The 24,417-nt window shown below is 61.7% G+C and carries 20 protein-coding genes and 1 pseudogene; 12 read left to right on the top strand and 9 right to left on the bottom strand.

Features of this window, described 5'->3' with window-relative positions; translation table 11 throughout:
- Window positions 1–7: 7 nt before the first annotated feature.
- The 4 genes from ACFJIU_RS17480 to ACFJIU_RS17465 are packed head-to-tail and all read right to left on the bottom strand — an operon-like array spanning window position 8 to window position 4,256.
- The gene (locus tag ACFJIU_RS17480) at window positions 8–397 is read right to left on the bottom strand and encodes a hypothetical protein (protein ID WP_379061901.1); all 390 of its coding nucleotides are present in this window, start codon (window positions 395–397) and stop codon (window positions 8–10) included.
- Window positions 398–410: 13 nt separating this feature from the next.
- Window positions 411–2,054, bottom strand: coding sequence for an ABC transporter substrate-binding protein (locus tag ACFJIU_RS17475; protein ID WP_379061899.1), 1,644 nt, complete (start codon window positions 2,052–2,054; stop codon window positions 411–413).
- Window positions 2,055–2,090: 36 nt separating this feature from the next.
- The gene (locus tag ACFJIU_RS17470; RefSeq protein ID WP_379061897.1) at window positions 2,091–2,876 is read right to left on the bottom strand and encodes a DUF427 domain-containing protein; all 786 of its coding nucleotides are present in this window, start codon (window positions 2,874–2,876) and stop codon (window positions 2,091–2,093) included.
- A 21-nt stretch (window positions 2,877–2,897) separates the two neighbouring features.
- A complete protein-coding gene (locus ACFJIU_RS17465; protein WP_379061895.1) occupies window positions 2,898–4,256 on the bottom strand; it encodes an LLM class flavin-dependent oxidoreductase in 1,359 nt (452 codons plus the stop codon).
- Window positions 4,257–4,432: 176 nt separating this feature from the next.
- Between ACFJIU_RS17465 and ACFJIU_RS17460 the strand changes: the two genes are divergently transcribed.
- Complete coding sequence (locus tag ACFJIU_RS17460; protein WP_379061892.1) at window positions 4,433–5,083, top strand: ATP-binding cassette domain-containing protein; 651 nt, start codon at window positions 4,433–4,435, stop codon at window positions 5,081–5,083.
- Window positions 5,017–6,264: an ABC transporter ATP-binding protein gene (locus ACFJIU_RS17455; RefSeq protein WP_379061891.1), complete on the top strand. Its 1,248-nt coding sequence runs from the start codon at window positions 5,017–5,019 to the stop codon at window positions 6,262–6,264. Before ACFJIU_RS17460 ends, ACFJIU_RS17455 begins: the two co-directional genes overlap by 67 nt.
- A gap of 20 nt (window positions 6,265–6,284) precedes the next feature.
- On the opposite strand, the gene ACFJIU_RS17450 is transcribed toward ACFJIU_RS17455, so the two are convergent.
- The gene (locus tag ACFJIU_RS17450) at window positions 6,285–7,187 is read right to left on the bottom strand and encodes a LysR substrate-binding domain-containing protein (RefSeq protein WP_379061890.1); all 903 of its coding nucleotides are present in this window, start codon (window positions 7,185–7,187) and stop codon (window positions 6,285–6,287) included.
- A gap of 269 nt (window positions 7,188–7,456) precedes the next feature.
- On the opposite strand from ACFJIU_RS17450, the gene ACFJIU_RS17445 reads away from it, so the two are divergent.
- From ACFJIU_RS17445 to ACFJIU_RS17415, 7 genes and pseudogenes are all read left to right on the top strand, one after another.
- Window positions 7,457–8,965 carry a leucyl aminopeptidase gene (locus tag ACFJIU_RS17445; protein WP_379061888.1) on the top strand — a complete coding sequence of 503 codons (1,509 nt, stop codon included), beginning with the start codon at window positions 7,457–7,459 and terminating at the stop codon, window positions 8,963–8,965.
- 45 nt (window positions 8,966–9,010) lie between these two features.
- Window positions 9,011–9,916 (top strand): proline iminopeptidase-family hydrolase, encoded by a 906-nt coding sequence (locus ACFJIU_RS17440; protein WP_379061885.1) that lies wholly within the window; start codon window positions 9,011–9,013, stop codon window positions 9,914–9,916.
- A 16-nt stretch (window positions 9,917–9,932) separates the two neighbouring features.
- Window positions 9,933–11,594 carry an ABC transporter substrate-binding protein gene (locus ACFJIU_RS17435; RefSeq protein WP_379061883.1) on the top strand — a complete coding sequence of 554 codons (1,662 nt, stop codon included), beginning with the start codon at window positions 9,933–9,935 and terminating at the stop codon, window positions 11,592–11,594.
- 23 nt (window positions 11,595–11,617) lie between these two features.
- Window positions 11,618–12,634: an ABC transporter permease gene (locus ACFJIU_RS17430; protein ID WP_379061880.1), complete on the top strand. Its 1,017-nt coding sequence runs from the start codon at window positions 11,618–11,620 to the stop codon at window positions 12,632–12,634.
- Window positions 12,634–13,604: pseudogene (locus ACFJIU_RS17425) on the top strand (ABC transporter permease). The gene ACFJIU_RS17430 and the pseudogene ACFJIU_RS17425 overlap by 1 nt, the downstream one beginning before the upstream one ends.
- Window positions 13,601–14,557: an ABC transporter ATP-binding protein gene (locus ACFJIU_RS17420; RefSeq protein ID WP_379061877.1), complete on the top strand. Its 957-nt coding sequence runs from the start codon at window positions 13,601–13,603 to the stop codon at window positions 14,555–14,557. The pseudogene ACFJIU_RS17425 and the gene ACFJIU_RS17420 overlap by 4 nt, the downstream one beginning before the upstream one ends.
- The gene (locus tag ACFJIU_RS17415) at window positions 14,554–15,561 is read left to right on the top strand and encodes an ABC transporter ATP-binding protein (RefSeq protein WP_379061875.1); all 1,008 of its coding nucleotides are present in this window, start codon (window positions 14,554–14,556) and stop codon (window positions 15,559–15,561) included. Before ACFJIU_RS17420 ends, ACFJIU_RS17415 begins: the two co-directional genes overlap by 4 nt.
- Before the next feature lie 392 nt (window positions 15,562–15,953).
- Here the strand turns inward: ACFJIU_RS17415 and ACFJIU_RS17410 are convergent, their stop codons facing one another.
- The 4 genes from ACFJIU_RS17410 to ACFJIU_RS17395 form a co-directional block, all read right to left on the bottom strand.
- Window positions 15,954–17,015: a methyltransferase gene (locus ACFJIU_RS17410; RefSeq protein WP_379061872.1), complete on the bottom strand. Its 1,062-nt coding sequence runs from the start codon at window positions 17,013–17,015 to the stop codon at window positions 15,954–15,956.
- A gap of 71 nt (window positions 17,016–17,086) precedes the next feature.
- Window positions 17,087–18,265 carry a beta-ketoacyl-ACP synthase III gene (locus tag ACFJIU_RS17405; RefSeq protein ID WP_379061870.1) on the bottom strand — a complete coding sequence of 393 codons (1,179 nt, stop codon included), beginning with the start codon at window positions 18,263–18,265 and terminating at the stop codon, window positions 17,087–17,089.
- Between the two features lie 33 nt (window positions 18,266–18,298).
- Window positions 18,299–19,477 carry a beta-ketoacyl-ACP synthase III gene (locus ACFJIU_RS17400; protein WP_379061868.1) on the bottom strand — a complete coding sequence of 393 codons (1,179 nt, stop codon included), beginning with the start codon at window positions 19,475–19,477 and terminating at the stop codon, window positions 18,299–18,301.
- The gene (locus ACFJIU_RS17395) at window positions 19,474–20,424 is read right to left on the bottom strand and encodes a dialkylrecorsinol condensing enzyme (protein ID WP_379061866.1); all 951 of its coding nucleotides are present in this window, start codon (window positions 20,422–20,424) and stop codon (window positions 19,474–19,476) included. Before ACFJIU_RS17395 ends, ACFJIU_RS17400 begins: the two co-directional genes overlap by 4 nt.
- A gap of 395 nt (window positions 20,425–20,819) precedes the next feature.
- Between ACFJIU_RS17395 and ACFJIU_RS17390 the strand changes: the two genes are divergently transcribed.
- From ACFJIU_RS17390 to ACFJIU_RS17380, 3 genes are read left to right on the top strand one after another with little or no spacing between them, the layout of a single operon-like run.
- Window positions 20,820–22,034 carry an ROK family protein gene (locus tag ACFJIU_RS17390; protein WP_379061863.1) on the top strand — a complete coding sequence of 405 codons (1,215 nt, stop codon included), beginning with the start codon at window positions 20,820–20,822 and terminating at the stop codon, window positions 22,032–22,034.
- Window positions 22,034–23,293 (top strand): M20 family metallopeptidase, encoded by a 1,260-nt coding sequence (locus ACFJIU_RS17385; RefSeq protein ID WP_379061860.1) that lies wholly within the window; start codon window positions 22,034–22,036, stop codon window positions 23,291–23,293. The genes ACFJIU_RS17390 and ACFJIU_RS17385 overlap by 1 nt, the downstream gene beginning before the upstream one ends.
- A gap of 39 nt (window positions 23,294–23,332) precedes the next feature.
- Window positions 23,333–24,394: a substrate-binding domain-containing protein gene (locus ACFJIU_RS17380; protein ID WP_379061858.1), complete on the top strand. Its 1,062-nt coding sequence runs from the start codon at window positions 23,333–23,335 to the stop codon at window positions 24,392–24,394.
- The last annotated feature ends 23 nt before the right edge of the window (window positions 24,395–24,417 follow it).

Here is a 24,417-nt window from a genome sequence, read left to right as displayed (position 1 = left end):
CGCCCGGTCAATGAGACTTCCGGCTTTCAGTCCGGCGACGATGCCGGTGCCGATACCCAGCGGGATCAGCAGGGCGAGGGAGACACCGGCCAGCGCCGCCGAGTTGCGCAGGCTTTCCAGGACGGGGTGCCACAGGCTGGCGCAACGACAGCGACACGCCGAAGTCGCCCTGGATCGCCTTCTCGAACCAGCTCCAGTATTGCACGAGCACCGGTTGGTCCGTGCCGAGCTTCCGGTTGAGGGCCGCGACAGCCTCGGCATCCGCAAAAGGTCCGAGCATGACGCGCCCGACATCGCCGGGCAGGACCTGCCCGGCAAAGAACACCAGCACGCTGAGCAGCCATAGGGTCAACAGCAGCGAACCGATGCGCGAAGCGATGGTTCGGCCGAGCGTCATCGGTCACTCTTCCTCATGCGAAGGAAGCGCGATCGAGCAGAAGGTGCGAGATCGCCGTGAAGCGCACGCCCTCGATCTTCGCGCTGGTGATGCGGCTGTACTGCGAGAAATAGCTGATGATCAGCGGCGTCTCGTCCAGCAGCAGATTCTGGATCTTGCCGGCGACCAGCCTCTGCGCCTGAAGGTCACGGGCCTTGCTGTAGTCCAGCAGCAAACCATCATAGGTGGGGTTGTTGAAATGCGCGGCGTTCCAGGTGCCGCTGCTCTTGAGCGTTGCGTTCAGGAAGATATCGGGTGTGCCGCGGTGGCCGAAATCGGTAATGCCGAGCACGGAATCCAGCCAGGGTGAGCTGCCGAAGGTGGCTGACCCGTAGTAGGCATCTTGCGGCAGCACGTTGAGCTTGATGTTGATGCCGGCCTTCTTCGCGAAATTCTGGATCAGCACGGCATAGTCGGGAATGTCATAGGCGCGCTCGGTGGTCAGCGTGACGTCGAAACCGTTGGCGAAGCCGGCTTCCGCGAGCAGGCGCTTCGCCTCGGCGAGATCCTGCTTGCGTTGTGGAACCGATGGATCCGAGGATGGGAAGATCGGCGCGAAAGGTGTGTCGTTGCCGACGATCGCCCTGCCTTTGAGCAGGCCTTTCACCACGGCTTCGCGATCGATCGTCAAGGCAAGCGCCCGGCGTACCCGTTTGTCGGTAAATGGCGTCTGATCGGTGCGCAGGTGGACCTCGTCATGCGAGCTTGCCTGCACGCTGATGATCCTGAAGGCGGGATTGCCCTCGATCGCCAGCGAGGATCGGGTGGTCTCGGGGATCACATCCAACTGGCCGGCCTGCAGCGCCAGCAACTGCGCCTGCGAGTCGTCGAAGAACTTGATCTCGACTTTGTCCGGCAGAGCCTGTTCTCCCCAGTAGTCGGGATTGCGCACGAAGGTCGCGCCCTGCTTGGGGCGGAAGGATTCCAGTTTGAACGGCCCGGTGCCGATAAAGGTCTTCTCGAAGTCGCCGCTATAGTCCGCCGGCAGGATGATGGCGTTGACGACGTCGGATGAGACATAGAAAGGAAAGTTGCTGTTGGGCGCGTCGAGTTCGAAGGCGACCGTCTGCTCGTCGACTTGCCGGATGGCGCCCTTGGACAGGATCCCTTTGTAGGCGGAGAGGGCCGATGAACCGCTCTTGGGGTCGACCAGCCGTTCGAACGAGGCGACAACATCCTTTGCCGTGACCGCTCGGCCGTCGTTGAATTTGACGCCTTGCCTGAGCTTGAAGGTCCAGCGCTGGGCGGTCTCGTCCGCTTCCCAGGAAACGGCGAGCCGCGGCAGCAGACCGTCCTTCGGGTCGTCCAGCAGCAGATATTCACCCACCTGGCTGATCAGCGCGATGCTGGCGGGGTCGGTCACCAGGATAGGATCGATGGCCGCGGTTGGCTGGTCGAGACCGACGCGGACCGTGCCGCCCGGCTTGCTGGTGGCAGCGCGCGCCGGGCCGGACAAGCCGAGCCCCTGCGACGTCGCGAACCCGGTCAGGCCGATCAGCATCGCGTATTTGAGCAAGTCGCGGCGTTTGAGGAATCCGGCGGCATGTTCATCTACGGCGACATTCCAGAGATCGCCGGACAGGCCGCGCAAGGCATCGATATCAGAACGTTTGGTCATGGCTTTTCCGATGGATGGAGGAAGTGGCGGGAACGGCTAGGAGACGATTTCGCCGTCGAGTTCGATGCGATCCACAGCTTGCGGATAGAAGGCGATCAATCCCTTTATCTTCGGAATCTCGTCGATCGGATCGCGGTAGCTCCAGGCGATGTCCCTGGCGATCGACCCGTCCTTCAGCTGTCCGGACCAGTAGGAAGCGATGCCCTTGTAGGGACAGCGCGTGTTGCTGTCCGAGGCAACCAGGCGGTCGAGCCGCACATCGTCGGGGTGGATATAGTAGCGGGTCGGCAGATGGGTCTCGAACAAGAGCACCGGGCGCCGGCTGTCCGCGATCAGCTCGCCGTCGAACCAGACCCTGACATGGCTTGTGCTGTGCAGGACATCGATGCGGGCGTAAGGGTCGCGCGCATGGACGAAGACCTCTTCCTCCTCTTCGAGCCATTGGTCGACCGCGTTCCAGACGAAGGCGATACGGCCGGAAAGCAGATGCAACTCCTCGTCCGGCGGCGACACGAAGGTCCAGGCTGCGTTCGCCGTTTGCCGGCCTCCGCTATCCAGGTTCCAGTACTGGCGTTCGCCGCCGACCTCGTGCGGGTCGCGATATCCTGAGGGTTTGAGCACGGACGGCAGCACAGCCTCAGCGGGGAAGAAGTAGATCGGCAGGAAGTGGTTCGAGCGGAGCACGAGCACGTCGCGACTGTCGGCTATGGTCTGGCCGTCGAAACGAACGCGGATGCGCTTCGGGCTGGAAAGGACGTTGACGAGCCGGGGTGTGCTGGCTTCGCGCGGCTGCAGCTTCGTATTGGTCACGGGGGCATTCATTGTTTCATCTCCATGCCGCGGTCAGGACACCGCGCGTACATTGTCGCGCTGCTCGGCAAAGCGGTTGGCCGGTCGGGCAAGGCCGAGGCGGTCACGCAGCGTGCCGGGCTCGTATTCAGTTCGGAAAAGGCCGCGGCGCTGCAGTTCCGGCACCACGTTTTCGGCAAAGGCGTGCCAGTCTTCCGGCAGCAGCGGGAACATCAGGTTGAAGCCGTCCGCGGCTCCGGCAACGAACCAGTCCTCCAGCTGGTCGGCGATCTCGACCGGCGTTCCGGCGACCGTCGGGACTGAGCCGCTGTTGGAAAGGCGGCGTGCCACTTCGCGCAGAGTGAGGTTCTGCTTGGCCCATTGCCGCACACGATTGAGCGAGGTGTGGCCGCCGTTGAACGTGCTTTCATCCGGCAACGGCGGCACGGGGCCGTCAGGGGGATAGGCCGAAAGATCGAGTCCGCTCCAGCTCGACAGAAGGTCGATGCCGACCTGATCGGGAAGCAGCGTCTGCAGGTATTCCTGACGCTCGAGCGCCTCGTCCTTCGAGCCGGCGACGATCGGCAGGATGCCCGGCAGGATCTTGAAGCTCTCCGGGTGCCTGCCGTGGCGGGCGAGGCGCTCGTTGATGTCCTTGCGATAGCGGACACCATCCTCCCTGGTGCTGAAGATCGCGAAATGCGCGTCGGCATGGGCCGTTGCGAAATTCTTGCCGTCCTCCGACGAACCGGCCTGCACGATCAGCGGATGGCCTTGCGGCGGTCGCGGGACATTGAGCGGACCGCGTACCCTGAAATGTGGTCCCTTGTGATTGATGGCGTGGACCTTGGCCGGGTCGGCGAAGTAACCGGTCTCCTTGTCGATCAGCAGCGCCTCGTCCTCCCAGCTGTCCCACAGCGCCTTGACGATATCGAGATATTCGCCGGCCCGTTCGTAACGCAGTGCATGGTCGATGTTGCCGTCTCGTCCGAAGTTCCTGGCTTCCTCTTCCATGGCGGAGGTCACGACGTTCCAGGAAGCGCGACCCTTGGAGATGTGATCGAGCGAGGCAAAGAAGCGCGCCACATTGTAAGGCTCGCTGTAGGAACTCGAGGCCGTGGTGATCAGGCCGATGTGCCGGGTCACGCCGGCCAGCGCCGCGAGAAGCGTCAACGGCTCCAGCCGGGCATTGGCGTAGTGAGCGACGCCGCTCCTGACCGAATCCCAGATCGACACGTGATCGGCGACGAAGATCGTGTCGATCTTGGCGCGCTCTGCCGCCTGCACGAGATCACGATAATAGTCGAAGTCGAGGATTTCGCGGCCCGGCGCGCGCGGATGCCGCCATGACATCCGGTGATCGCCCTGTGGATTGAAGAAGAATGCGCTGAGGATGATGTGACCATGCGCCATGGCTGGTTGCTTCCCTTCTGCAGTCAAAAACTTCGCCGCATCGGCGGAGTTGGCGGCTGGAAATCTCCAAACCGGCAAAAGGTTAGATTGCGCGCATATTCAATACGAGTAATTTTATAGACATTATGGATCTCACATCCGGAAGCCGTTGCCCCGGACGGCAAAGCGAGAAGAATGTGGTTCCGAAAGAGACATCATCGCCATCCGTTCTGAATATCGAACGCCTCTCCGTCAGCTACCGGTCAGGCAGATCGCTGCAGCGTGCCGTCAGCAATGTCTCGCTGAGTGTGGGGCCTGGCGAAGCGTTGGGCCTCGTTGGCGAGTCCGGCTCCGGCAAGAGTTCGGTGGCATTGGCCGCCCTGCGCTATCTGCCAAAACACACGCAGGTGGAGGCCTCCGCATTGCAATTCCTGGGACGCGACCTGCGAACGCTCTCGGCGGAGGAACTGCGCCGGTTGCGCGGCGATCGCATTGCAGCCGTCTACCAGCACCCCGGGTCAGCGCTCAATCCCAGCCTGACGATCGGCAGGCAGATCACTGAAACCATCGTGCGCCACCGCAGCACCAGCCAGCAGGATGCCGCCCTGCAGGCTGCTGACCTCTTGCGGCGCGTGCGTGTCGCCGATCCGGAGCGTGTGCTCCGACTTTATCCGCACGAGCTGTCGGGCGGCATGCAGCAGCGGGCCAATATCGCGATTGCCATTGCGCTCGATCCTGCCCTGCTGATCCTGATGAGCCGACCACCGCGCTCGACGCCAGCGTGCAGTCCGAGATCATCGCGATCCTGGACGACCTTCGCCGAAGCCACCAGACCGGTATCCTTTTGATCAGCCATGACATCGACCTGGTCAAACGCTGCTGCGAGCGCGTCGCAGTGATGCAGTCCGGCGTCGTTGTCGAAGGCGGCAACGCCAGCACGTTGTTCGACGAACCGCGGCATTCCTATACGCAGATGTTGGTCCGCAGCATCCCGACATTGACCTATACCAAGCGCGACGGGCGGCTTGCCGAAAGTGGATCGCCTTGCGCGGACCAATCGGCCGAGGAACTCCCGGTTTCAGATGACACGCTGATTGGCCGCCAGCGCCAGACCGTGCTCCGGTGCAAGGACATCCGGCAGTCCTTTGGCGGCCAGGCGGTTCTCCACGGTGTCGACCTCAGCATTGCTGCCGGCGAGACCTATGGCTTGATTGGTGAGTCCGGCTCCGGGAAGTCGACGCTCGCCAGGATCGTCACCGGCCTGCAGGCTCCTGTCGCGGGCACGGTCGAACTGTCTGGACAGGCAGCCGCCACGCGTGTGGAACGGCGCAAGTCCAGCCAGCGTCGCGACATTCAGATGGTTTTCCAATCGCCGGATCGCACATTGAATCCGCGGCAGCGGATCAGCACCATCCTCGGCCGCTCGCTGCGGCGTCTGGCCGATCTGCCAAGATCTGCCAGGACGCAGCGAATATCGGACCTGCTTGGGTCGGTGCGGCTTGCGCCGTCATTCGCCGAGCGCAAGCCGGGGGCGCTTTCAGGTGGCCAACGCCAGCGCGCGGCAATCGCCCGTGCTTTTTCGGGAACACCGAAGCTGGTGGTCCTTGATGAGCCGACCTCGGCTCTCGACGTCTCGGTACAGGCGACTGTTCTCAACCTGCTCAACGACCTGCAGCGCCGTAACGACACGGCGTATCTGTTCATCAGCCACGATCTCAGGGTCGTGCGCTACATGGCCGACAGGATCGGCGTGCTCTATCGCGGCCGCCTTGTCGAAGAAGGGGCATCCGAGCAGATCTTCGCGGGTCCCAATCATCCGTACACGGAGATGCTGCTCGCTGCCGACGACACGGAGCCAGGTCCCGCCGGGCCTGCCCCCTTTGCTTCGGAAATCGAAACCCAGGCAGGTCAGGGCTGTGCTTTCGCCAGCCGCTGTCCGCAGGCGCAACCTGCCTGCATGGAAGCTGAGCCGCCGGGCAAGATGATCGCGGAAGGTCATACGATCCGTTGCTGGCAGCGGGGAAGGTGACCCAGCGTCGAGGTCATTCGCTAGTCGATCGCCATCACTCTCTTGTGTTCGGCGACCTGTTCAAGCAGCCAGTTCTGGAACAACGCGGCGCTCTGTTTGCTGCCTATGCTGCGGCGTTGATAGAGATAGATGCCTGCCGGATAGGTATGACGTGCCTTGAAGGGAGCGACGAGCTTGCCCTGATGCAGCAGGTCCTGGGCCATCATCGTGTCGGCGAGCGCTACCCCGCCGCCGTTCATCGCCTCGCGCATGATCAGCGTGCAGTCGTCGAGCACGGTGCTGGATTTCGGCATTGCCTCGAAGACACCTTCCTGTTCCAGCCAGCGCTTCCATCTGTTGGTTTCGCACTCATGGATCAGGTGATGGTGGATCAGATCGGCGGGTGATCGCAGCGGTACGGTCCCGTCGAGCAGCGCAGGCGAACAGACGGGAGTCAGCACCAGCGGGATGAGCAGTGTCAGCGCCGGGCCGGCCTTGTAGTCGAACTCGTCGACGATGGCCAAATCGAAATTGGTGCGTTTGCCTGAAGTCAGGATCTCAAGGTCGACTGACGGATGCTGCCGCCGGAAACCCGGCAGCCGGTCCGCGAGCCAGAGGTTCAAGACCGGGGGTACACACAGGACGCGTAGGCGCTGAGCCTTGTCGCGCCGCGCGCCGTCGTGAAAGCTGACATCCTCCGTGGCACGCCATATCGCCTCGAAGGCTTCCGAGAGATTGCGCGCGTAATAGGAGCCTCTTGTCGTCAGCGTGACCTGACGAAATCCCCGTTCGAACAGATCCTGGCCGAGATTTTTCTCGAGCGTGCGAATATGGCGGCTAACCGCCGATGCCGTGAGATGCAGTTCTTCCGCGGCATCCTTGATGCTGCCAAGACGTGCTGCAGCCTCGAAAGCGCGCATGCCATTGAGTGAGGGTAGAGCCATTGCCCGATCATGGGTTCTCAGCTGAGTTTTTGTCAATCGACAAGGACAAAATTGGCGTTTGAACGCCTGCGTTGTCAGCGATACCCAAGAGACAAGAACAACTAAGTCGTCAAGAGAACACGACTATTCGGGGCTTCGGAACATTCCGTCATCGGCGGATGCGGCTTCGCGCATGAACATTTCGGACCGGCATCACTGCCGGGGCCGGGGCATGTCGCGGCGGCCGCACCTTATTTGAGCCCCGACAATTTGGAGGAGATACCCGCCTGATGCCGCAGTCGCCAGTGCCGGTCTTTGAAACGACAGACAACCTCCCGGCGGACGCCTCCGTCATCGTCATCCTGCAGACGCCAGGAAGCGACCTCGGTTCTCAAGCTCAGGCATTGGATAGCAAGATCGGCGGGATCATATCTCGGGCCTGTTCAGGCGTTGGCGCCTTGAACGAAAACGGCGCCTGCCTCGATCTTGTCCCACCTCACGGGGTAAACGCACGGCGTGTGATCGTGCTCGCGTTGGGCAATGCGCATACGGTGACTGCCCTCTCGCTGACACGTGCGGGCGGTGCTCTGGCCGCTCATCTGGAAGCCAAGGGCGAAAATGAAGCAACGCTGCTTTTCGATGCTGTCGCCGGCGTCCGTGTGACCGAGGCCGAAGTCCTCGCGCGCGTCGCGCTTGGCATGCGGCTGCGCCGCTATCGCTTCGATATGCGCAACAAGCGGCCGAAGGCCGGTGCCGATCAGGTCTGGCGTATTCGTCTGGTCGCGGCCGGACAGGCGGAGTTGCGGGCGGAACTCGCCCGCACGCTCGCCATCGCCGATGGCGTTGAATACGCGCGCACCCTTGTCAATCTGCCGCCGAACCATCTTCATCCCGACAGTTTCGCTGATCATCTCGATCCCCTGCGTCAGGCCGGTCTCGAGGTTGAGATTCTCGACGCGAAAGAGCTGAAGAAACTCGGCATGAACGCGCTTCTGGCCGTTGGGGCTGGTTCAGTTCGAGCGCCCAAGGTGGCGGTTCTGCGATATCGCGGCAAGAACGCCAATGCACAGCCACTCGCCTTTGTCGGCAAGGGTGTCTGCTTCGATTCCGGCGGCCTTTGTATCAAGGGCGGCGCGCAGATGTTCGACATGAAGGCCGACATGGCTGGCGCTGCGGCGGTGTGCGGCCTGCTGTTGGCGCTCGCCCGGCAGGACAGCCCGGTGCATGTGGTCGGCGTCCTGGGTATCGCCGAGAACCTGCCCTCGGGCACGGCCTTGAAACCGCGCGAGATCATCACGACGGCTTCCGGACAAACAGTGGAAGTGTTCGATACCGACGCGGAGGGGCGTCTGCTTCTGGCGGACTGCCTCTACTATACCGCGACGCGCTTCAAGCCCGCGGCAATGGTCGACCTGGCAACCTTGACCTATTCGGTCATGCGTGGGCTCGGCTCGATCTTCGCTGGCCTGTTCAGCACCGATGATGCCATTGCTTCACAGATGGTCGCCGCCGGTGAGACGGTGGGTGAGCGTTTCTGGCGCCTGCCGCTCGACCGCGCTTACGATGAAGGGCTGCAGTCGCCGTTTGCCGATCTCAGGCATCACGCCAAGGACATGGAGGATGGCGACGCGCCTTACGCGGCGGCTTTCCTGCGCCATTTCACTGAAGGCTGCGCCTGGGTTCATCTCGATATCGCCGGCAAGGAACTGGCTGAAACCGATGGCCCAGGCGGCCGCCAGGGCGCGACGGCTTTTGGTGTCCAGATGCTGGAGGAATGGGTTCGCACCAGCAGGGCTTGATGATGCGGTGCGACCGGGTTTGTTCAATCAGGGTAGGAAAGCGGAATGTCGTCTGAGATCGTCGTTAGAGAAGGCCGTGCCAGCTTCAGGGATTATGAAACCTGGTACCGGATAGCCGGCGAACTCGGCGGCGAGAAACCTCCACTGGTGATCCTCCATGGCGGTCCGGGCGTCGCGCACAACTATGTCGACGCCTACAAATTGCTCGCGCAGGACGGGCGCGCTGTCGTCCATTACGACCAGCTCGGTTGCGGTAACTCGACGTTGCTGCCCGAAAAAGGCGCCGACTTCTGGACGCCGCAACTGTTCATAGACGAGCTCGAAAACCTGGTCGATCACCTCGGCATCCGGGCGGGCTTCCATGTACTGGGCCAGAGCTGGGGCGGCATGCTCGGCGCCGAATATGCGGTGCTGCAGCCGAAAGGTCTGAAATCGCTGACGATCGCCAACTCGCCGGCATCGATGAAGCTGTGGGTCGAAGAAGCCAATCGCCTGCGTGCCGACCTTCCTGAGGATGTGCAGGAAACGCTGACGCGACACGAAAAGGCGGGCACCACCGACGCTCCGGAGTATCAGCAGGCGACAATGGTGTTTTACGAGCGGCACGTCTGCCGCGTGGTGCCGTTCCCGCCGGAGGTGGCTGAAAGCCTCGCTCAGGTGGCACGCAACCCGACCGTCTACAATGTGATGAACGGCCCGAACGAATTCCACGTCATCGGTACGCTGAAAACCTGGAGCGTGATCGACCGCTTGCCGGCGATCGATGTTCCGACGTTGATCGTCTCGGGGCGCCATGACGAGGCCACGCCGGCGACGGTGCAACCCTACAAGGACGGCATCAAGGGCGCCAGCTGGGTGATATTCGAGCATTCCAGCCACATGCCGCATGTCGAAGAGCAAGAGGAATGCATGCGGGTGGTCGGTTCATTCCTGCACCAGAACGACAACTGAAAAAAGGGGAATAAGAATGAAGAAACTGCTCTTGGCGGCAGCCGCCGCGACCTTGCTGACCTGCACGTGGCAGGCGCCTGCAAATGCGGAATATCTGAAGGAACATCGTGGCGGCACCATGCGGCTGCTGGCCCGCTCGGCGGCTGGCACGCTCGATCCGCATATCAACTACACGCTGCAATACTGGCAGATTTTCCAGCCGCTCTACGATGGTCTCGTCGCTTTCCGCAAGGCGGACGGCAAGGACGGCTTCAAGATCGTCGCCGATCTCGCCGAGGATATGCCGTCGGTGAGCAACGACGGTAAGACCTTCACCTTCAAGCTGCGCAAGGGCATCAAGTTCTCCAATGGCCAGGACATGACGGTGAAGGACGTCGTGGCGTCATTCCAGCGCATCTTCAAGGTATCGGGCCCAACCTCAGGCACGTTCTATGCTGGCATCGTCGGCGCCGACAAATGCCTCGCCGACACCAAGAGCTGCACGCTGGAGGGTGGCGTGACAGCCGACGAAGCCGCCGGCACGATAACGATCAACATCGTCAAACCCGATGCCGAATTCATCGACAAGCTGGCCATGCCGCACGCCGTGGTCTTGCCGGCCGGCACGCCGGCGGAGGATGTCGGTTCAAATCCGATCCCGGGCACCGGAGCGTATGCGATTTCGGCCTACGATCCGAACAAGGGCATGACGATGGTGCGTAATCCGCACTTCAAGCAGTGGAGCGAGGAAGCACAGCCGGATGGCTATCCGGACGTCGTGCAGTACGACTTCGGCCTGACCGAGGAAGCGGCGGTAACAGCGATCCAGAAGGGCGAGGCAGACTGGATGTTCGATCAGCCGCCTACCGACCGGCTTGTTGAACTGGGCACCAAATACATGGACCAGGTTCACATCTCGCCATTGACGGCCTGGTGGTATGCGCCGTTGAACACGCGCCTGGCGCCTTTCGACAATGAGAAGGCTCGACAGGCTGTCGCCTATGCCGTCGACCGCAACACTCTGGTCAATCTCTTCGGCGGCAAGGTGTTGGCCACGCCGGTGTGCCAGGTGCTGCCCCCGGACTTCCCGGGACACGAGGACTATTGCCCCTTCACGAAGAATCCGGGAACAAAATGGTCTGCTCCTGACGTCGACAAGGCCAAGCAACTGGTCGAGGAATCCGGAACCAAGGGCCAGAAGGTCACGGTCATCGTGGAAGACACCGCCGTATCCCGGTCGATCGGCGTCTATCTCCAGAGCGTTCTGACCAGCATCGGCTATGTTGCCGACGTCAAGCCGATCTCCAGCAACATCCAGTTCACCTACATCCAGAACACCAACAACAAGGTGCAGATGTCGGTCAGCCAGTGGTACCAGGATTATCCGGCTGCATCGAACTTCCTCAACATTCTGTTCGGTTGCGACAGCTTCCGCGAAGGCTCGGATGCATCGGTCAACATTTCCGGCTTCTGCGACAAGGATATCGACGCCAAGATGAAGCAGGCGATGGACCTTGGCGTGACCGATCAGGATGCAGCCAACAAGGCATGGGCGGAAATCGACCGGGCGGTCACCGACAAGGCTGCAGCGGTGCCGCTGTTCACACCCAAGCATGTGGACTTCGTCAGCAAACGTCTCGGCAACTTCAAGTTCAACGCCCAGTTCTACTGGATTGTGACCCAGGCCTGGGTGCAGTGATATCGCGCTGACGGGCTAGCTTCATGTCGAGCAACGTTGTCGCCGTGCCGCGCAAGACGCGGGGGCCCTGGGCCCTCGCTTTTGCAAAGCTGATGGGAAACAAGGCCGCCATGGCGGCCTTGGCAATCTTTGTCCTCATCGTGGTCGCCTGCCTCAGCGCGCCGCTCTATGCGCGCTGGGCCGGTGTCGATCCTTTCATTTCGACGCTTGATGCGGTCATTATCCTGGATGGGCAGGATGTGCCCGTGATGGAACAATCCACGGAAGGACTGGGTCTGGGGTATACTCCCCTTGGTCCTACGTGGCGGCTCGGCAACTACTTCCTCGGCGCGGACAACCAGGGTCGCGATGTCATGGCCCGTCTGCTCTACGGAGGGCTCAACTCGCTCCTCATATCCGCCGTGGCGACCGTCTTGACGTTGCTGCTCGGGACGGCGACCGGGCTGGTCGCCGGCTATTTCGGAGGCCTTACCGACACCTTACTGTCGCGGCTCCTCGACATATTGTGGGCTTTTCCGATCTATCTCCTGGCGATTTCGCTTTCGATCGTGATGATCGCGCAAGGCATCACGATCGGGCCGATTACGATTGAATCCGGTAGTCTCTGGCTGCCCATCATCATCATCGGCATTGTCTACGTGCCCTATGTGGCGCGACCCATTCGCGGTCAGGTCCTGTCGCTGCGCAACAGCGAGTTCGTGATGGCCGCCATCAATCTGGGCGTTCCGGGTTCGCGCATCCTGTGGCGCGATATCCTGCCCAACATCACCACCACCCTGATCGTCTTCGTGCCGTTGATGATGGCACTGAACATGCTGACGGAATCGGCACTCTCCTTCCTGTCGATCGGCGTCCAGCCACCCGCCGCCAGCTGGGGCACCATCATTCAGGATGGACAGGCTCTGCTCTATACGCGCCCGATCGTCGCCTTGGCGCCGGGTATCGCGATTGCCATTTCCGTCATGGCGCTCAACGTCTTTGGCGACGGCCTGCGCGACGCACTCGACCCTCGTTCCAAAGTCCGGCTGGGGCGCGACTGATGATTTACGCGATCCTGCGCCGTTTCGCTCAGATGCTGTTTGTGATGTTCGGCATTTCGGTCATCGTTTTCCTGATCTTCTTTGCAACACCGGGTTCCGATCCGGCAGCCCGCATCGCCGGCCGCAACGCATCGCCCGAAGTGCTCGAGGCGGTGCGCCACAATTTCGGTTTCGACCGTCCACTCTATGTGCAGTACGGGCTGATGATGAAGAAGATCTTCGTCACCGGCGACCTGACCTCTTTCGTCAACCGCGGCTGGAAGGTCGTGCCGGCAGTCCTGATTCGATCCCGGTGACATTGTCGCTTGTCTTTGGCGCGGCGGTTCTGTGGGTGCTGGTGTCGATCCTCATTGGCGTTGTTGCCGCCGCCACACGCGACAGCTGGCTGGACAAGCTTCTGATGGCGCTGGGATTGCTCGGCATTTCCATGCCTGTCTACTGGCTGGGCGAGGTCATGAACCTCATCACCCAGAGCCGCTATCACGACACCTGGCTGTTTTCCTGGGTGCCGCCGCTCGGCTACAAGAATTTCTCCGATGACCCCAAAGGCTGGTTCCTTGCGTTGGTCATCCCATGGGTCACGCTCGCCATCCTTTACATAGGCATCTACGGCCGCGTTCTGCGGGCAGCCATCATCGAGTCGATGCAGGAAGACTACATCCGCACCGCACGCGCCAAGGGCCTGTCCGAGACGCGCATCCTGCTGCGCCACGCGTTGCGCACCTCGTTGATCGCCTTCGTCACTTTGTTCGGCCTGGATTTCGGCGCGCTTGTCGGTGGATCCGCCCTTCTGACGGAAGTGGTTTTCGGCCTGCAGGGCATCGGCAAGCTGACCTATGATGCGCTTCAAAGTCTGGATCTGCCGATGATCATGGCCACGGTGATGTATGCCTCGATGTTCGTCGTCGTGGCCAATGCAGTGGTGGATTTCGTCTATATCCTTCTTGATCCGCGCGTGAGGACATCATGATGCTGTCGGTTCGCGACCTCAGGGTTTCATTCCGCACTCATGAGGGGCTGGTACGGGCCATCGACGGGGTTTCCTTCGATCTCGGCGAAGGCGAAATCCTGGGCGTCGTCGGTGAATCCGGTTCGGGCAAGACTGTCTCGCTGCTGGCCGTAATGGGCCTGATCACCGACCCCAATGCGATCATCGAAGGGTCGATCCGCTACAGGAACACCGAGCTGGTGGGGCTGCCTGCCCGCGAACTTCGACGCCTGCGCGGCAATGAGATCGCCATGATCTTCCAGGATCCGATGACCGCGCTGACGCCGGTCTATACGATCGGCTGGCAGATCGCCGAACAGATCCGTGCACACAAGCGTGTCAGTAAATCCCAGGCCCTGGCGCGCGTCGAGGAATTGCTGGCCGAGGTGAACTTCCCCAATCCACGCGAGGCGATGTCACGTTTCCCGCATCAGCTTTCGGGTGGCATGCGCCAGCGCGCGGTGATTGCCATGGCTCTCTCTTGCAACCCGGCGCTGCTGGTGGCCGACGAGCCGACCACAGCTCTCGACGTGACGGTGCAGGCTGGCATCCTCGATCTCGTGCGCAAGCTGCGCGCCACGCACAATTCCGCTGTCGTCTTCATCACCCACGACATGGGAGTGGTGTCCGAACTCGCCGACAGGGTGATGGTCATGTACGCCGGGCGCGTCGTCGAGCGCGGCAGCCGCGGCGATCTCTTTTCCGCGCCTCAGCACCCCTATACCCGTGCGCTGCTTGGCTCGATCCCGCCGCTGACGGGCGAGAAGCCACGCCGCCTGCCGGCCATTCCCGGCTCGCCGCCGTCGCTGCTGCGCTTGCCTGCAGGTTGCGCATTCGCCCCACGTTGCCCGGTGAACTATGAGCCCTGCGGGGCCGGCAAGCCAGATCTTGGCCAAGGCGCGCATGCCGCGGCATGTTTCCGGGTTCAGGCATGAGCGGGCAGATGATGGAACAGGACCAGCCAATTATCGAGACGCGCACGCTGAGCAAGCGGTTCTCGATCGGCACGCGCTTTTCCTCGCAAGGCAAGCGAACCGTCCACGCCGTCGACAACGTCTCGCTGACAGTCCGGCGTGGCGAAACCGTCGGCCTGGTCGGGGAGTCGGGTTGCGGCAAGTCCACCTTGGCGCGCTGTCTTGTCAGGCTCTACGACATCACCGACGGCAAGCTGCTGTTCGAAGGGGACGACATCACCGGCAAGTCGCTGGCTGAACTGAGGCCGTTCAGACGCCGCTTGCAGATGGTGTTCCAGGACCCGTCGGCTTCGCTCAACCCACGGCGCCGGGTCGGAGACCTGGTTGCGGAGCCACTGCGCATCCACACCAAACTGTCCTCCGGCGAAATCGCCAAGCGGGTTGCGGAACTGTTCGATCTTGTGGGCCTCCTCCCGGACCATGTCATGCGCTATCCGCATGAATTCTCAGGCGGGCAGCGTCAGCGTGTCGGTATCGCGCGAGCCATTGCGCTCAATCCCGATCTCGTCGTGCTGGACGAGCCGGTTTCAGCGCTTGACGTGTCGGTTCAGGCGCAGATCGTCAACCTGCTGGCCGACCTTCAGGAGAAACTCAACCTCACCTACATCTTCATCGCCCACGACCTGTCCGTGGTCCGCCAGGTCTCGACCCGCATCGCGGTCATGTATCTGGGATCGATCGTGGAGGAGGGGCCAGCGGAAGAACTGTTCGAGACACCCGCGCATCCCTACAGCCAGGCGCTGATCTCGGCCGTTCCAGTGGTAGAGACGACGCCTGGTGGCGTACGCAAGCGCATCATCCTGACCGGCGACGTGCCAAGTCCGCTCAAGCCGCCGTCAGGGTGCCGCTTCCATCCCCGATGCCCGATCGCAGCCGAGCGATGCCGTGTCGAACGGCCCGAACTCACCGAACATGGTCCCGGGCGAAAGGTCGCTTGCCATTTCCCGACACTTTCTTCTCGGTGACCTTAGAGCGTTTCCGCTTTTCACGGAAACGCTCGAACTCTTTGTTTTTCGCAATTCCGGACAGAAACCGTTACACACTTTTCCTGGAGTTGCTCCAGCCAAGCTATTGAAAACGGCCTGCGAAGTTGATACGTCGATGGCTTTTCGCTCCCCCGCGATGGTCTACATCTCGTCTTTCAGGACCCCAAGCGGGTGCGGAATGAACCAGCCGTAGAACGTTCGCCTCGTAAATTTTCCTGGGGAACGTTTGAAGTTTGGCTCATGCGCTGGTGCAGGGCCTGTGGTCTCGCCTTCTTTTCTGTTTTCGTCCGGCTTCGGGCGCCTTCTGCGGTAGAACGGTCTTGCCTGTCCGCTGCGCAGCACACGAGTTGGGCGGGGGTGATTGGACATTGTCATATCGCCCGCGCCTCGATGATGAAGACCGGAGCAGCGGTCGGCACCGCCTTTGTCAGCTCGAAGCCATTCCGACGTAGCAGTTGTGCAAACTCCTGCTCGGTGCGCTCGCCTCCCGATACGAACAACAGCATCTCGATGTCGGTCAGGGTGGCGAGCTGTGCCGGTTTGCCCGGCTCGATCAATTGCTCGACCAGGATCAGCCGGTCGCCCGTTTCGAGTGCATTGCGGCTGTTGGTCAAGATCGTGCTTGCCTCTTCGTCGCCCCAGTCGTGAATGATGAATTTCATGATGTGGATATCGCCCTTGGCAGGGATCGGCTCGAAGAAGCTGCCACTGCTCACCTTGCATCGCCCGGTGCTGATTGCAGCGGCAAGGCGAGGGTTGGAAACCGCACGCTCCGTCACTTCCGGGAGGTCGACCAGGACGCCGCGGAGATGCGGATTGGCCTCCAATATGGCTGCAAGCAGGACACCTGCGCCGCCACCGATATCGACCACGGTGGCGGTCTCGGGGAACTCGAGTGCCGCGAGCACGGCGGGATTCCAGCCGCCCGTTATACTGGTCATTGCCGCATCGAAGGCGGCTCCGGCTTCCGGGTGCTGTCCGAGATAGGCGAACACCGGCATCCCGAACAGCCGGTCGAAGACGGGACCGCCGTTTTTCACGCAATCGACGATGCCGCCCCAGTTACGCCAGTGCCAATCCTCGCCATTGAGTGCCGCGAAACCATGCAGGGAGTTCGGCACGTCCGAGCGCAGCAATTGCCCCGTCGGCGTGAGATCGAAGCGCCCTTGGCTGTCTTCCTCGGTCAGTCCCAGGCCAGACATGGCGCGCAGCAGTCGGTAGAGGGGGCGCTCCATCGCGCCGACAGCCGCGGCGATCTCCCTCGCTGTTCTGGGGCGGCTTGCCAGTTCATCGGCCAGTTTCAGCTTGGCAGCCGCATAGACTACCTGCGATGCCCAGGATCCGGTGATCAGATTGAGAAGGCTCCTTGTCGACTTCAGGATCGAGTGCGTCGGATGGAAGTCTTCCTGCAGGCGAACTTGCGCATGTGTCATGGTTGGCTCCGCTTTGCTGATGTCAGTGCTTTCCGTCTCGCTGCGACTTCAGACCCCGTCAGGGGGATGTCTCATTGCCTGGTGGTGTTGCCCTGCGCATCGACCACCGTCATTTTGACGAAACCGGTCGAAAAGCGTGCGCTTTCGGGAACATAGCAAAGAACGACGTCGCCGATCTGGCAGTGCCCCCCATTCAGGAGTTCCTCGATCATCAGATACATCGACGCCGCGCCGACATTGCCGACGCGTTCCAGATTGGTGAACCAGCGCTGCTCGGGAATCTCGAAACCAATGTCGCGCAGGGCCTGCTGGACGACCGGCCGGAAATAGGCCGATGAATAATGCGGCAGGAACCAATCGACTTCGTCCGGGTCGAGTGGACGCGTCCTGAGTATGTCGGAGAGCCCGCGGGCGACCGTGACAGGCACTGCTATGGCGTTCAGGAGCTTGACGTCCTGTTCCAGGGCAAGCACGTCGTTGTCGATAACTTCCTGCAGGGAGCCATATTCCTTCCAGCCCTTGATGCTGCCGTCGGGTTGTTTTGCCGCTCCCATGAACATGCAGGTCTCATGGTCGTGCGCATAGGAGCGCATCTCGATCCAGTCGATGCGCATCGAAAGCCCCTGCGGGTTAGGTGTCCCGCTCAGCAGGGCAGCACCGGCACCGTCGGACAGCATCCAACGCAGGAAGTCCTTTTCGAAAGCGAGCGCTTCGTGTCTTTCGAGCTCAGCGATCTTCGCATCGGATTCCGGGGAGAAGTTGCGTGCGTGAAGCTGCGTGGAGAGCATCTCCGAACCGGTAACCACGGCATTGCGCACGAGCCCGGCAGCAACCGCCATGTATCCGTATTTCATCGCCAGGACACCGGACACGCAGCCGCCACTCGAAGCGGCCGTCTCGCAGGTGCCGCTACGCAGTTCGCCATGCACCATCGAGGCATGATTTGGCAGCATCTGGTCCGGCGAGGTGGTGCCGCAGGACAGAAGCTCGATGTCTGCGAGTTGGAAGTCTTCATCTGTCAGCGCGCGCACCGCCTCGGCAGTCAGTTGCGCGTTGGTGTAGCGCAGCTCACCGGTTTCGCGGGAGATCGAATAATGCCGGCTGCGGATACCGTTGCTGCGCAGCGTGATCCGACGGGCACGCGACGGCCTGCCATCGATCATGCCCAGGACGTCTTCCACGCTGTCGTTGTCAACGGGGCTGTTTGGCAGGAACTTCGCCGCGCGTGTGAGATAGACCGCAGATGTCATGTGTGCACTCCATGTGAGATTGACGGTATGGACCTAATGTCTGCCTGCGCTTCCACTGCCATCGACAACGGTCATTTTCATAAAGCCAGTGGAGAAACGGCCGCTTTCCGGCACGAAGCAAAGCACCACATCGCCGGCCCGGCAGCGGCCGCCATTCAGCAACTCTTCCACCATCAGATACATCGACGCCGCGCCGACATTGCCGACACGCTCAAGGTTGGTGAACCAGCGCTGCGCGGGGATCTCGAAGCCGATGTCGCGCAGACATTGCTGCAGGATGGGGTGAAAGTGATAGGACGAAAAATGCGGCAGGAACCAATCGACTTCATCGGGGTCGAGCTTGTGCTGTTTGAGGATGTCCGGCAGGCCTCGGCCGACCAACACCGGGGTGATGTTGGGATTGAGCAGCTTCACATCCTGCTCGAAGGCGAAGGCGCCGCTGTCGACCGCGTCCTGGAGCGAGGTGTTTTCGCGCCACCCGCGCATGCTGCCGTCGGCCTGCTTGGTGGTGCCGAGATACATGCAGGTCTCATATTCGTTGGCATAGGAACGCATCTCGATCCAGTCGATGCGCATCGAGAGTCCATGAGCGTTGGGTGTGTCGCTCAGCAGGATCGCGCCCGCACCGTCCGAAAGCATCCAGCGCAGGAAGTCCTTGCCGAAGGCCAGTCCCGGCTCCCGTTCCAGTTCGTCGACTTTGGCGTCGGATTCCGGAGTGAAATTCTGGGCCCGCAACAGGGTGGAAAAGAGCTCCGAGCCCGTTGTCACGGCATTGCGGGCGAGGCCAGCCGCAATCGCCATGTAGCCGTATTTCATCGCCAGAAGTCCCGCCAGGCAAATGCCGCTGGATGCGGAAGTCTCGCAGGGCTGGTTGCCGAGTTCGCCGTGCACCATCAGGGCGTGGTTGGGCAGCACCTGGTCGGGTGAGGAGGTACCGCAGGACAGCAACTGGATGTCATCTAGCTGAAACTCGTCGTCGGTCAGCGCCCGTACCGCTTCTGCCGTCAGTTGCGCATTGGTGTAGCGCAGTTCACCCGTATAGCGTGAGATCGCGTAATAGCGGGTGCGGATGCCGTTGTTGCGCAGCGTGATCTTGCGGGCACGCGACGGCTTGCCGCCAATCATGCCGAGCACTTCCTCCATGTTGTCGTTGTCGACGGGATTGTTCGGCAGGAATTTTGCAGCGCGGGTGAGATAGACTGCAGCTGTCATGAAAATTCTCCCATGCGGAAGTCGGCCGAACCTGAAGGTCGCTCGAAGTAGTCGCGTTGCCGCTGGATGCTGTTCTTGCGGATAGGTTTGAGCAGGCTGCGCAGTGCCATCGTCACCGGCACCACGGTGATGATCAGCAGGAACAACACGCAGGCCCATAGCACGATGATAGGCTTGCGGGCGGCGTCACCCTGCCGTCCGCATCGGCGCAGCAGCCGGCCCCAGAGCATGAAACTGCGGCGTCCGATCTCTTCGCTGGCAATCAGCCGCTGATCGACGGTTGCCGCGCGCAGGCCGGTCACGATCGGCCTGTCTGCGCTCGGCAGCCCTGCTCGCATGGCGGTGAGGATGGCGCGACCAAACCGCGAGGCACCGGCAATATCCTCCTCTGTAATACCGGCGCGCGGGAAGAAACCACCCCAGAAGGCCTCGCGCCTGCCCGTGAACATCCAATGCGGCGTCGTCACCAGCGTCTTCATCGCGCTGCCGCGATCGGTAAGCACGATGTTGTCGATCAGCCGAGCGCCGGCGTCGGTCAGCAGTTCCTTTGTCAGTTCCTGCGCCTGCAGCCACATGTTGCGGCACCCGATGAGGGTGACGACCGGCGTGCCGGCCAGCACCCTCCGGCCTTCCGGCGACTTCAGGAAGGCAGTGATCGGCGGCGACGGCGACAAGTACCATACGGTATAGGCGAGTATGACCAGATCGAAATGCTCGCCTTCGAGCAGCCCCAGCGGCTCCAGCGCGGGCGGGTCGAGATAGACGGCTTCCGGAAATTGATCGAAGAAAGCGAAGAACGGCCAGGGGAAGGGGTATGGTTTCGTCGGCTTCAGCGACAACCAGCGCAGACTGATATCGTCAGCGCGTGCCAGGGGTGCAGCAACTGACTCGGCGATGCGTCTCAACTGTCCAGTTTGTGAGAAATAGACGACCAAAACTTTGCGCATGACGGTACCTCTCGGCTGGGTTGTTTGGATCCAGTCGTCGCCAAGTCAATACTGTGAATGTACATCGGAAGTTCTTGCATGCTTCCCAATACTAAAATTATGGAACGCTAATATGAGAGTCAACAGTTATAAATTAGTGGCGTTTTGAATCGATTCTACTGTACATTTTGTCGTTCAGGTCGCGATAAGTTCTTCAGATTTCTGCATGAAAATAGATTTCATATAGAGGAATGGTACTTTTTTATTGATAAAGATCAGCGTCATGGATGTTGGGTGATCGCCGTGGCGCGAGTTCCATGCACGTCCCGATGCTCTGCGCATCCCGCCAGAATCCCGATTGACGGCGCCATTTCAGCATAATAAGTTCGGTTACAGAACGAATTAATGGGGTGGAGATGACGGACAGCCTGCGCATCTCGCGGCGATTTTCGCAGCGCTCGGTCATGGAGGCGGTCGTGCAGGGCGGGCCGATCTCGCGAGCGTCGATCGCCAAGCAGACCGGACTTTCCAAGCAGACGATCTCGGAGATCGTGCGCAGCCTGGAGCAGGATGGCTGGGTGCAGGAAACAGGGCGTACCAGTGGCCATGTCGGGCGCACGGCGGTGACCTATGAGCTGGTCTATGATGCCGCCTACATCGTCGCCGTCGATCTCGGTGGTACCAAGGTGCGGGTCGCGATAACCGACCTTGCCTGCCAGATCTTCGCCGAGGACACCGTGCCGACCGATCCTCGCGGCGGTCAGCATATCGTCGATCAGATCGTTGCCCTGGCTTTCCAGGCCGCATCACGCCGCGGAATTCCTCGCACGAAGATCCGCCTGGCGGTGATCGGTGTTCCGGGTGCGCCCGACAACGCGACGGGTCGGGTGCTGATGGCGCCCAACATCGCCGATTTCGACACGATGGATGTGGTCGCGGCTTTCGAAAGCGGCTTCGGCTTCGACGCGATGCTGGAGAACGACGTCAACCTGGCCGTTCTCGGCGAGAACTGGCTGGGTCAGGGGCAGGGCATCGACAATCTTGCCTATGTTGCCCTCGGCACCGGCGTGGGTTCCGGGCTGATGGTCGGCGGCCATCTGGTGCGTGGCGCCATCAACGCCGCCGGTGAGCTGGGTTTCCTGCCTCTGGGTGCCGACCCCTTCGAAGCTGAATCACTGCGCACGGGTGCTTTCGAACGTGTTGTCGCGTCGCACGGTATCGTCGAGCGTTATGCCGCTCTCGCCGGCGAGCGGCTCGGCGTTCCGGGCATCTTCGAAAGGGCTGAAGCCGGCGACGAAGCTGCGCTGACCGTGCTGGACGAGACCGCTCGCTATCTGACCAGAGGCATCGCCGCCATCGCCGCCATCGCCAACCCGGAAAAGGTCATTCTGGGTGGCTCGATCGGCCTGCGTCCGGAAATGCTGGCACGAGTGAGGGCTCTCCTGCCGCAGTGCTTCCCGTATCCGGTCAATGTCGAGACAGGTGAGCTCGGATCACGTGCGGCGATCGTGGGCGCGGCGGCGATTGGTCTCGGTCAGCTCCACAATTCGCTCTTCGGCGTGAATGCGCCCGACGGCCGGATTTCACTGCCGCCCGCCAATATGAGCGCGGCACTTCGGGAGGCAGTGTGATGGCGATCGCGGCTGATCTGACCGGGCGCTTGCGTGCCGCGCTCGACCGCGAAGGGGCCTTGGCGCTTTTTCGAGGCGCCGTGCAGCACGAAAGCGTTACCGGCAACGAGGCAAACTTCGTCGCCTATCTTCAGGACAAGATGCACGGCCTTGGCCTCACCGGGCTGCAGACGGCCGAATTCCTGCCTGGCCGTCCGAACATCTGGGCGGAGCGCAAGGGCGCTGGGCAAGGCAAGCGCCTGCTGTTCATCGGCCACACCGACACGGTTCATGTCGATGGCTGGCGTGAACACTGGGCTGGAACGGAACGTGAGGATCCGTTCGGAGCGGCGGTGATCGACAATGCGGTCTGGGGACGAGGCTCCGGCGATCTGAAAGCCGGCATTTCGGCATCTCTTGCCGCGCTTTCCTTGCTGGATCGGGCAGGCATCAGGCTGGCCGGCGACGTTGCCTTCGCCTTCGTCGGCGACGAGGAAAGCGGCCAGCCCGGCACGGGCGTATCCGCCGGTATCAAGCATTTTGTCTCGCGCATCGAAGCGGGCGAAGTGGAACGTCCGGATTTCACCGTCTACGTCGAGCCAACCCGGCTTTCGGTCTATCCCGCGCAGATCGGCTTCTTCATCGCTGACATCACCATTACCGGCAAATCCGCCTATTTCGGCGTGCCGGAACTGGGCAAGGATGCGCTGCGCGCCAGCCATGCCGCCATGACCGCGCTCTGGAAGCACTCAGACGCGATCGCGGCGCGCGCCGAACACAAGCTGGTCGGGCGCAGCTTCCTGCTGATCACAGGACTGACCGGTGGTGGCTACATCGCCGTGCCCGAACGCTGTTCGTTGTCACTGATCCGCAAATTGCTGCCCGGAGAATCCCTGGATGTCGCTGCCGCCGATATCGAGAAAACCGTGCGCGACGCCATCACCGATCCGGAAATCCAGGTCGAGTTTGCCTATCCGGCCGGGCGCGACCATGCGCTTGGCGGTACCGCCGCGGAAATCGACGAGACGGCACGGGAGGTGCGCATGCTTTCCGCGGAGATGGCTGCGGCGTTGGCCGGGCGTGGGATGGTCGAAGGCGCGCCGTTCTGGTCGGAGCAACCCTTCTTCGTCAATCGGCTCGGCATTCCCGCCGTCTATTGCGCACCGGGCGATATCCGCAATTGCCACACCTACGAGGAGCACGTCGACGTCGAGGAATACCTGGCCGGCGTCGTTGGCTTCGCTGCCTTCATGGCTCGCTACTGCGGTGTCATCGAATGAGTTCAAAGATCTGACAGACAACAACAACGGGAGGAAAACATGATCTTGAGGAAACTACTGGCTGCTGCACTGACAGGCGGTCTGACGCTGGCGACCGGGGCCACCTTCGCTCAAACGGTCGGTCCCGCTGGAGAGGCCGCGACCCCGAGCGCTGAGGTCAAGCTCAATGACGCCGACATCGGTGCACTGAAAGGCAAGGGCTACAAGGCGGCGCTGCTGTGGCACACCTCCTCGGACTTCACCAATGCGGTCTCGGCCGGTGCCAAGGACGAATTCGCGCGTGCCGGCGTCGATATCGCCGTGACCACGGATGCGGGTTTCGATGCGGCTCGGCAGCGCAGTGACATCGAGACGGCGCTGGCCGCCAAGCCGAATGTCATCCTGGCGCTGCCGCTCGATCCCGTTACTTCGGCCGAGGCTTTTCGACAGGCGGTGAAGGACGGCACCAAGCTGGTGTTCCTCTCCAATGTACCGAGCGGCTACAAGCAGGGCGGCGACTATGCGTCGATCGTGACGGATGACCTGTTCCAGATGGGCAAACAGGCCGCCGACGCGCTCGCCAAGGCGATCGGCAGCAAGGGCAAGGTCGGCTACATCTACCACGATGCCACCTACTACGTGACCAACCAGCGCGATCAGGCGTTCAAGACCACGATCGAAAAGAGTTATCCCGACATCAAGATCGTCGCTGAAAAGGGCATCTCGGATCCGGCCCGCGCCGAAGAGATCGCCAATGCGATGTTGTTGCAGAACCCGGATCTGGACGGCATCTATGTCACCTGGGCCGAACCTGCCGACGGCGTGCTTTCCGCACTGCGTTCGGCCGGCAACACCAAGACCAGGATTGTCACACTCGATCTCGCCGAGCCGGTCGCGCTCGACATGGTGAAGGGCGGCAACGTCACCGCGCTTGTCGCCGACAAGGCCTACGAGCTTGGCCGGGCCATGGCTGCAGCCGGCATGAAATCGCTGCTCGGGCAGCAGACGCCGGCGTTCGTGGTGGCGCCTGCGTTGACCGTCACCAAGGAAAATGTCGCCGATGGCTGGAAGGAGTCGCTCAACCGCGATGCGCCAAAAACGGTGCTCGACGCCGCGAAGTGATGCAGCTGCCCTGCGGCAAAAGC

The sequence above is a fragment of the Mesorhizobium sp. UC74_2 genome (genome assembly GCF_042701485.1).
Taxonomy (GTDB): Bacteria; Pseudomonadota; Alphaproteobacteria; order Rhizobiales; family Rhizobiaceae; genus Mesorhizobium.
This window is presented reverse-complemented; position numbering and strand designations above follow the sequence as displayed.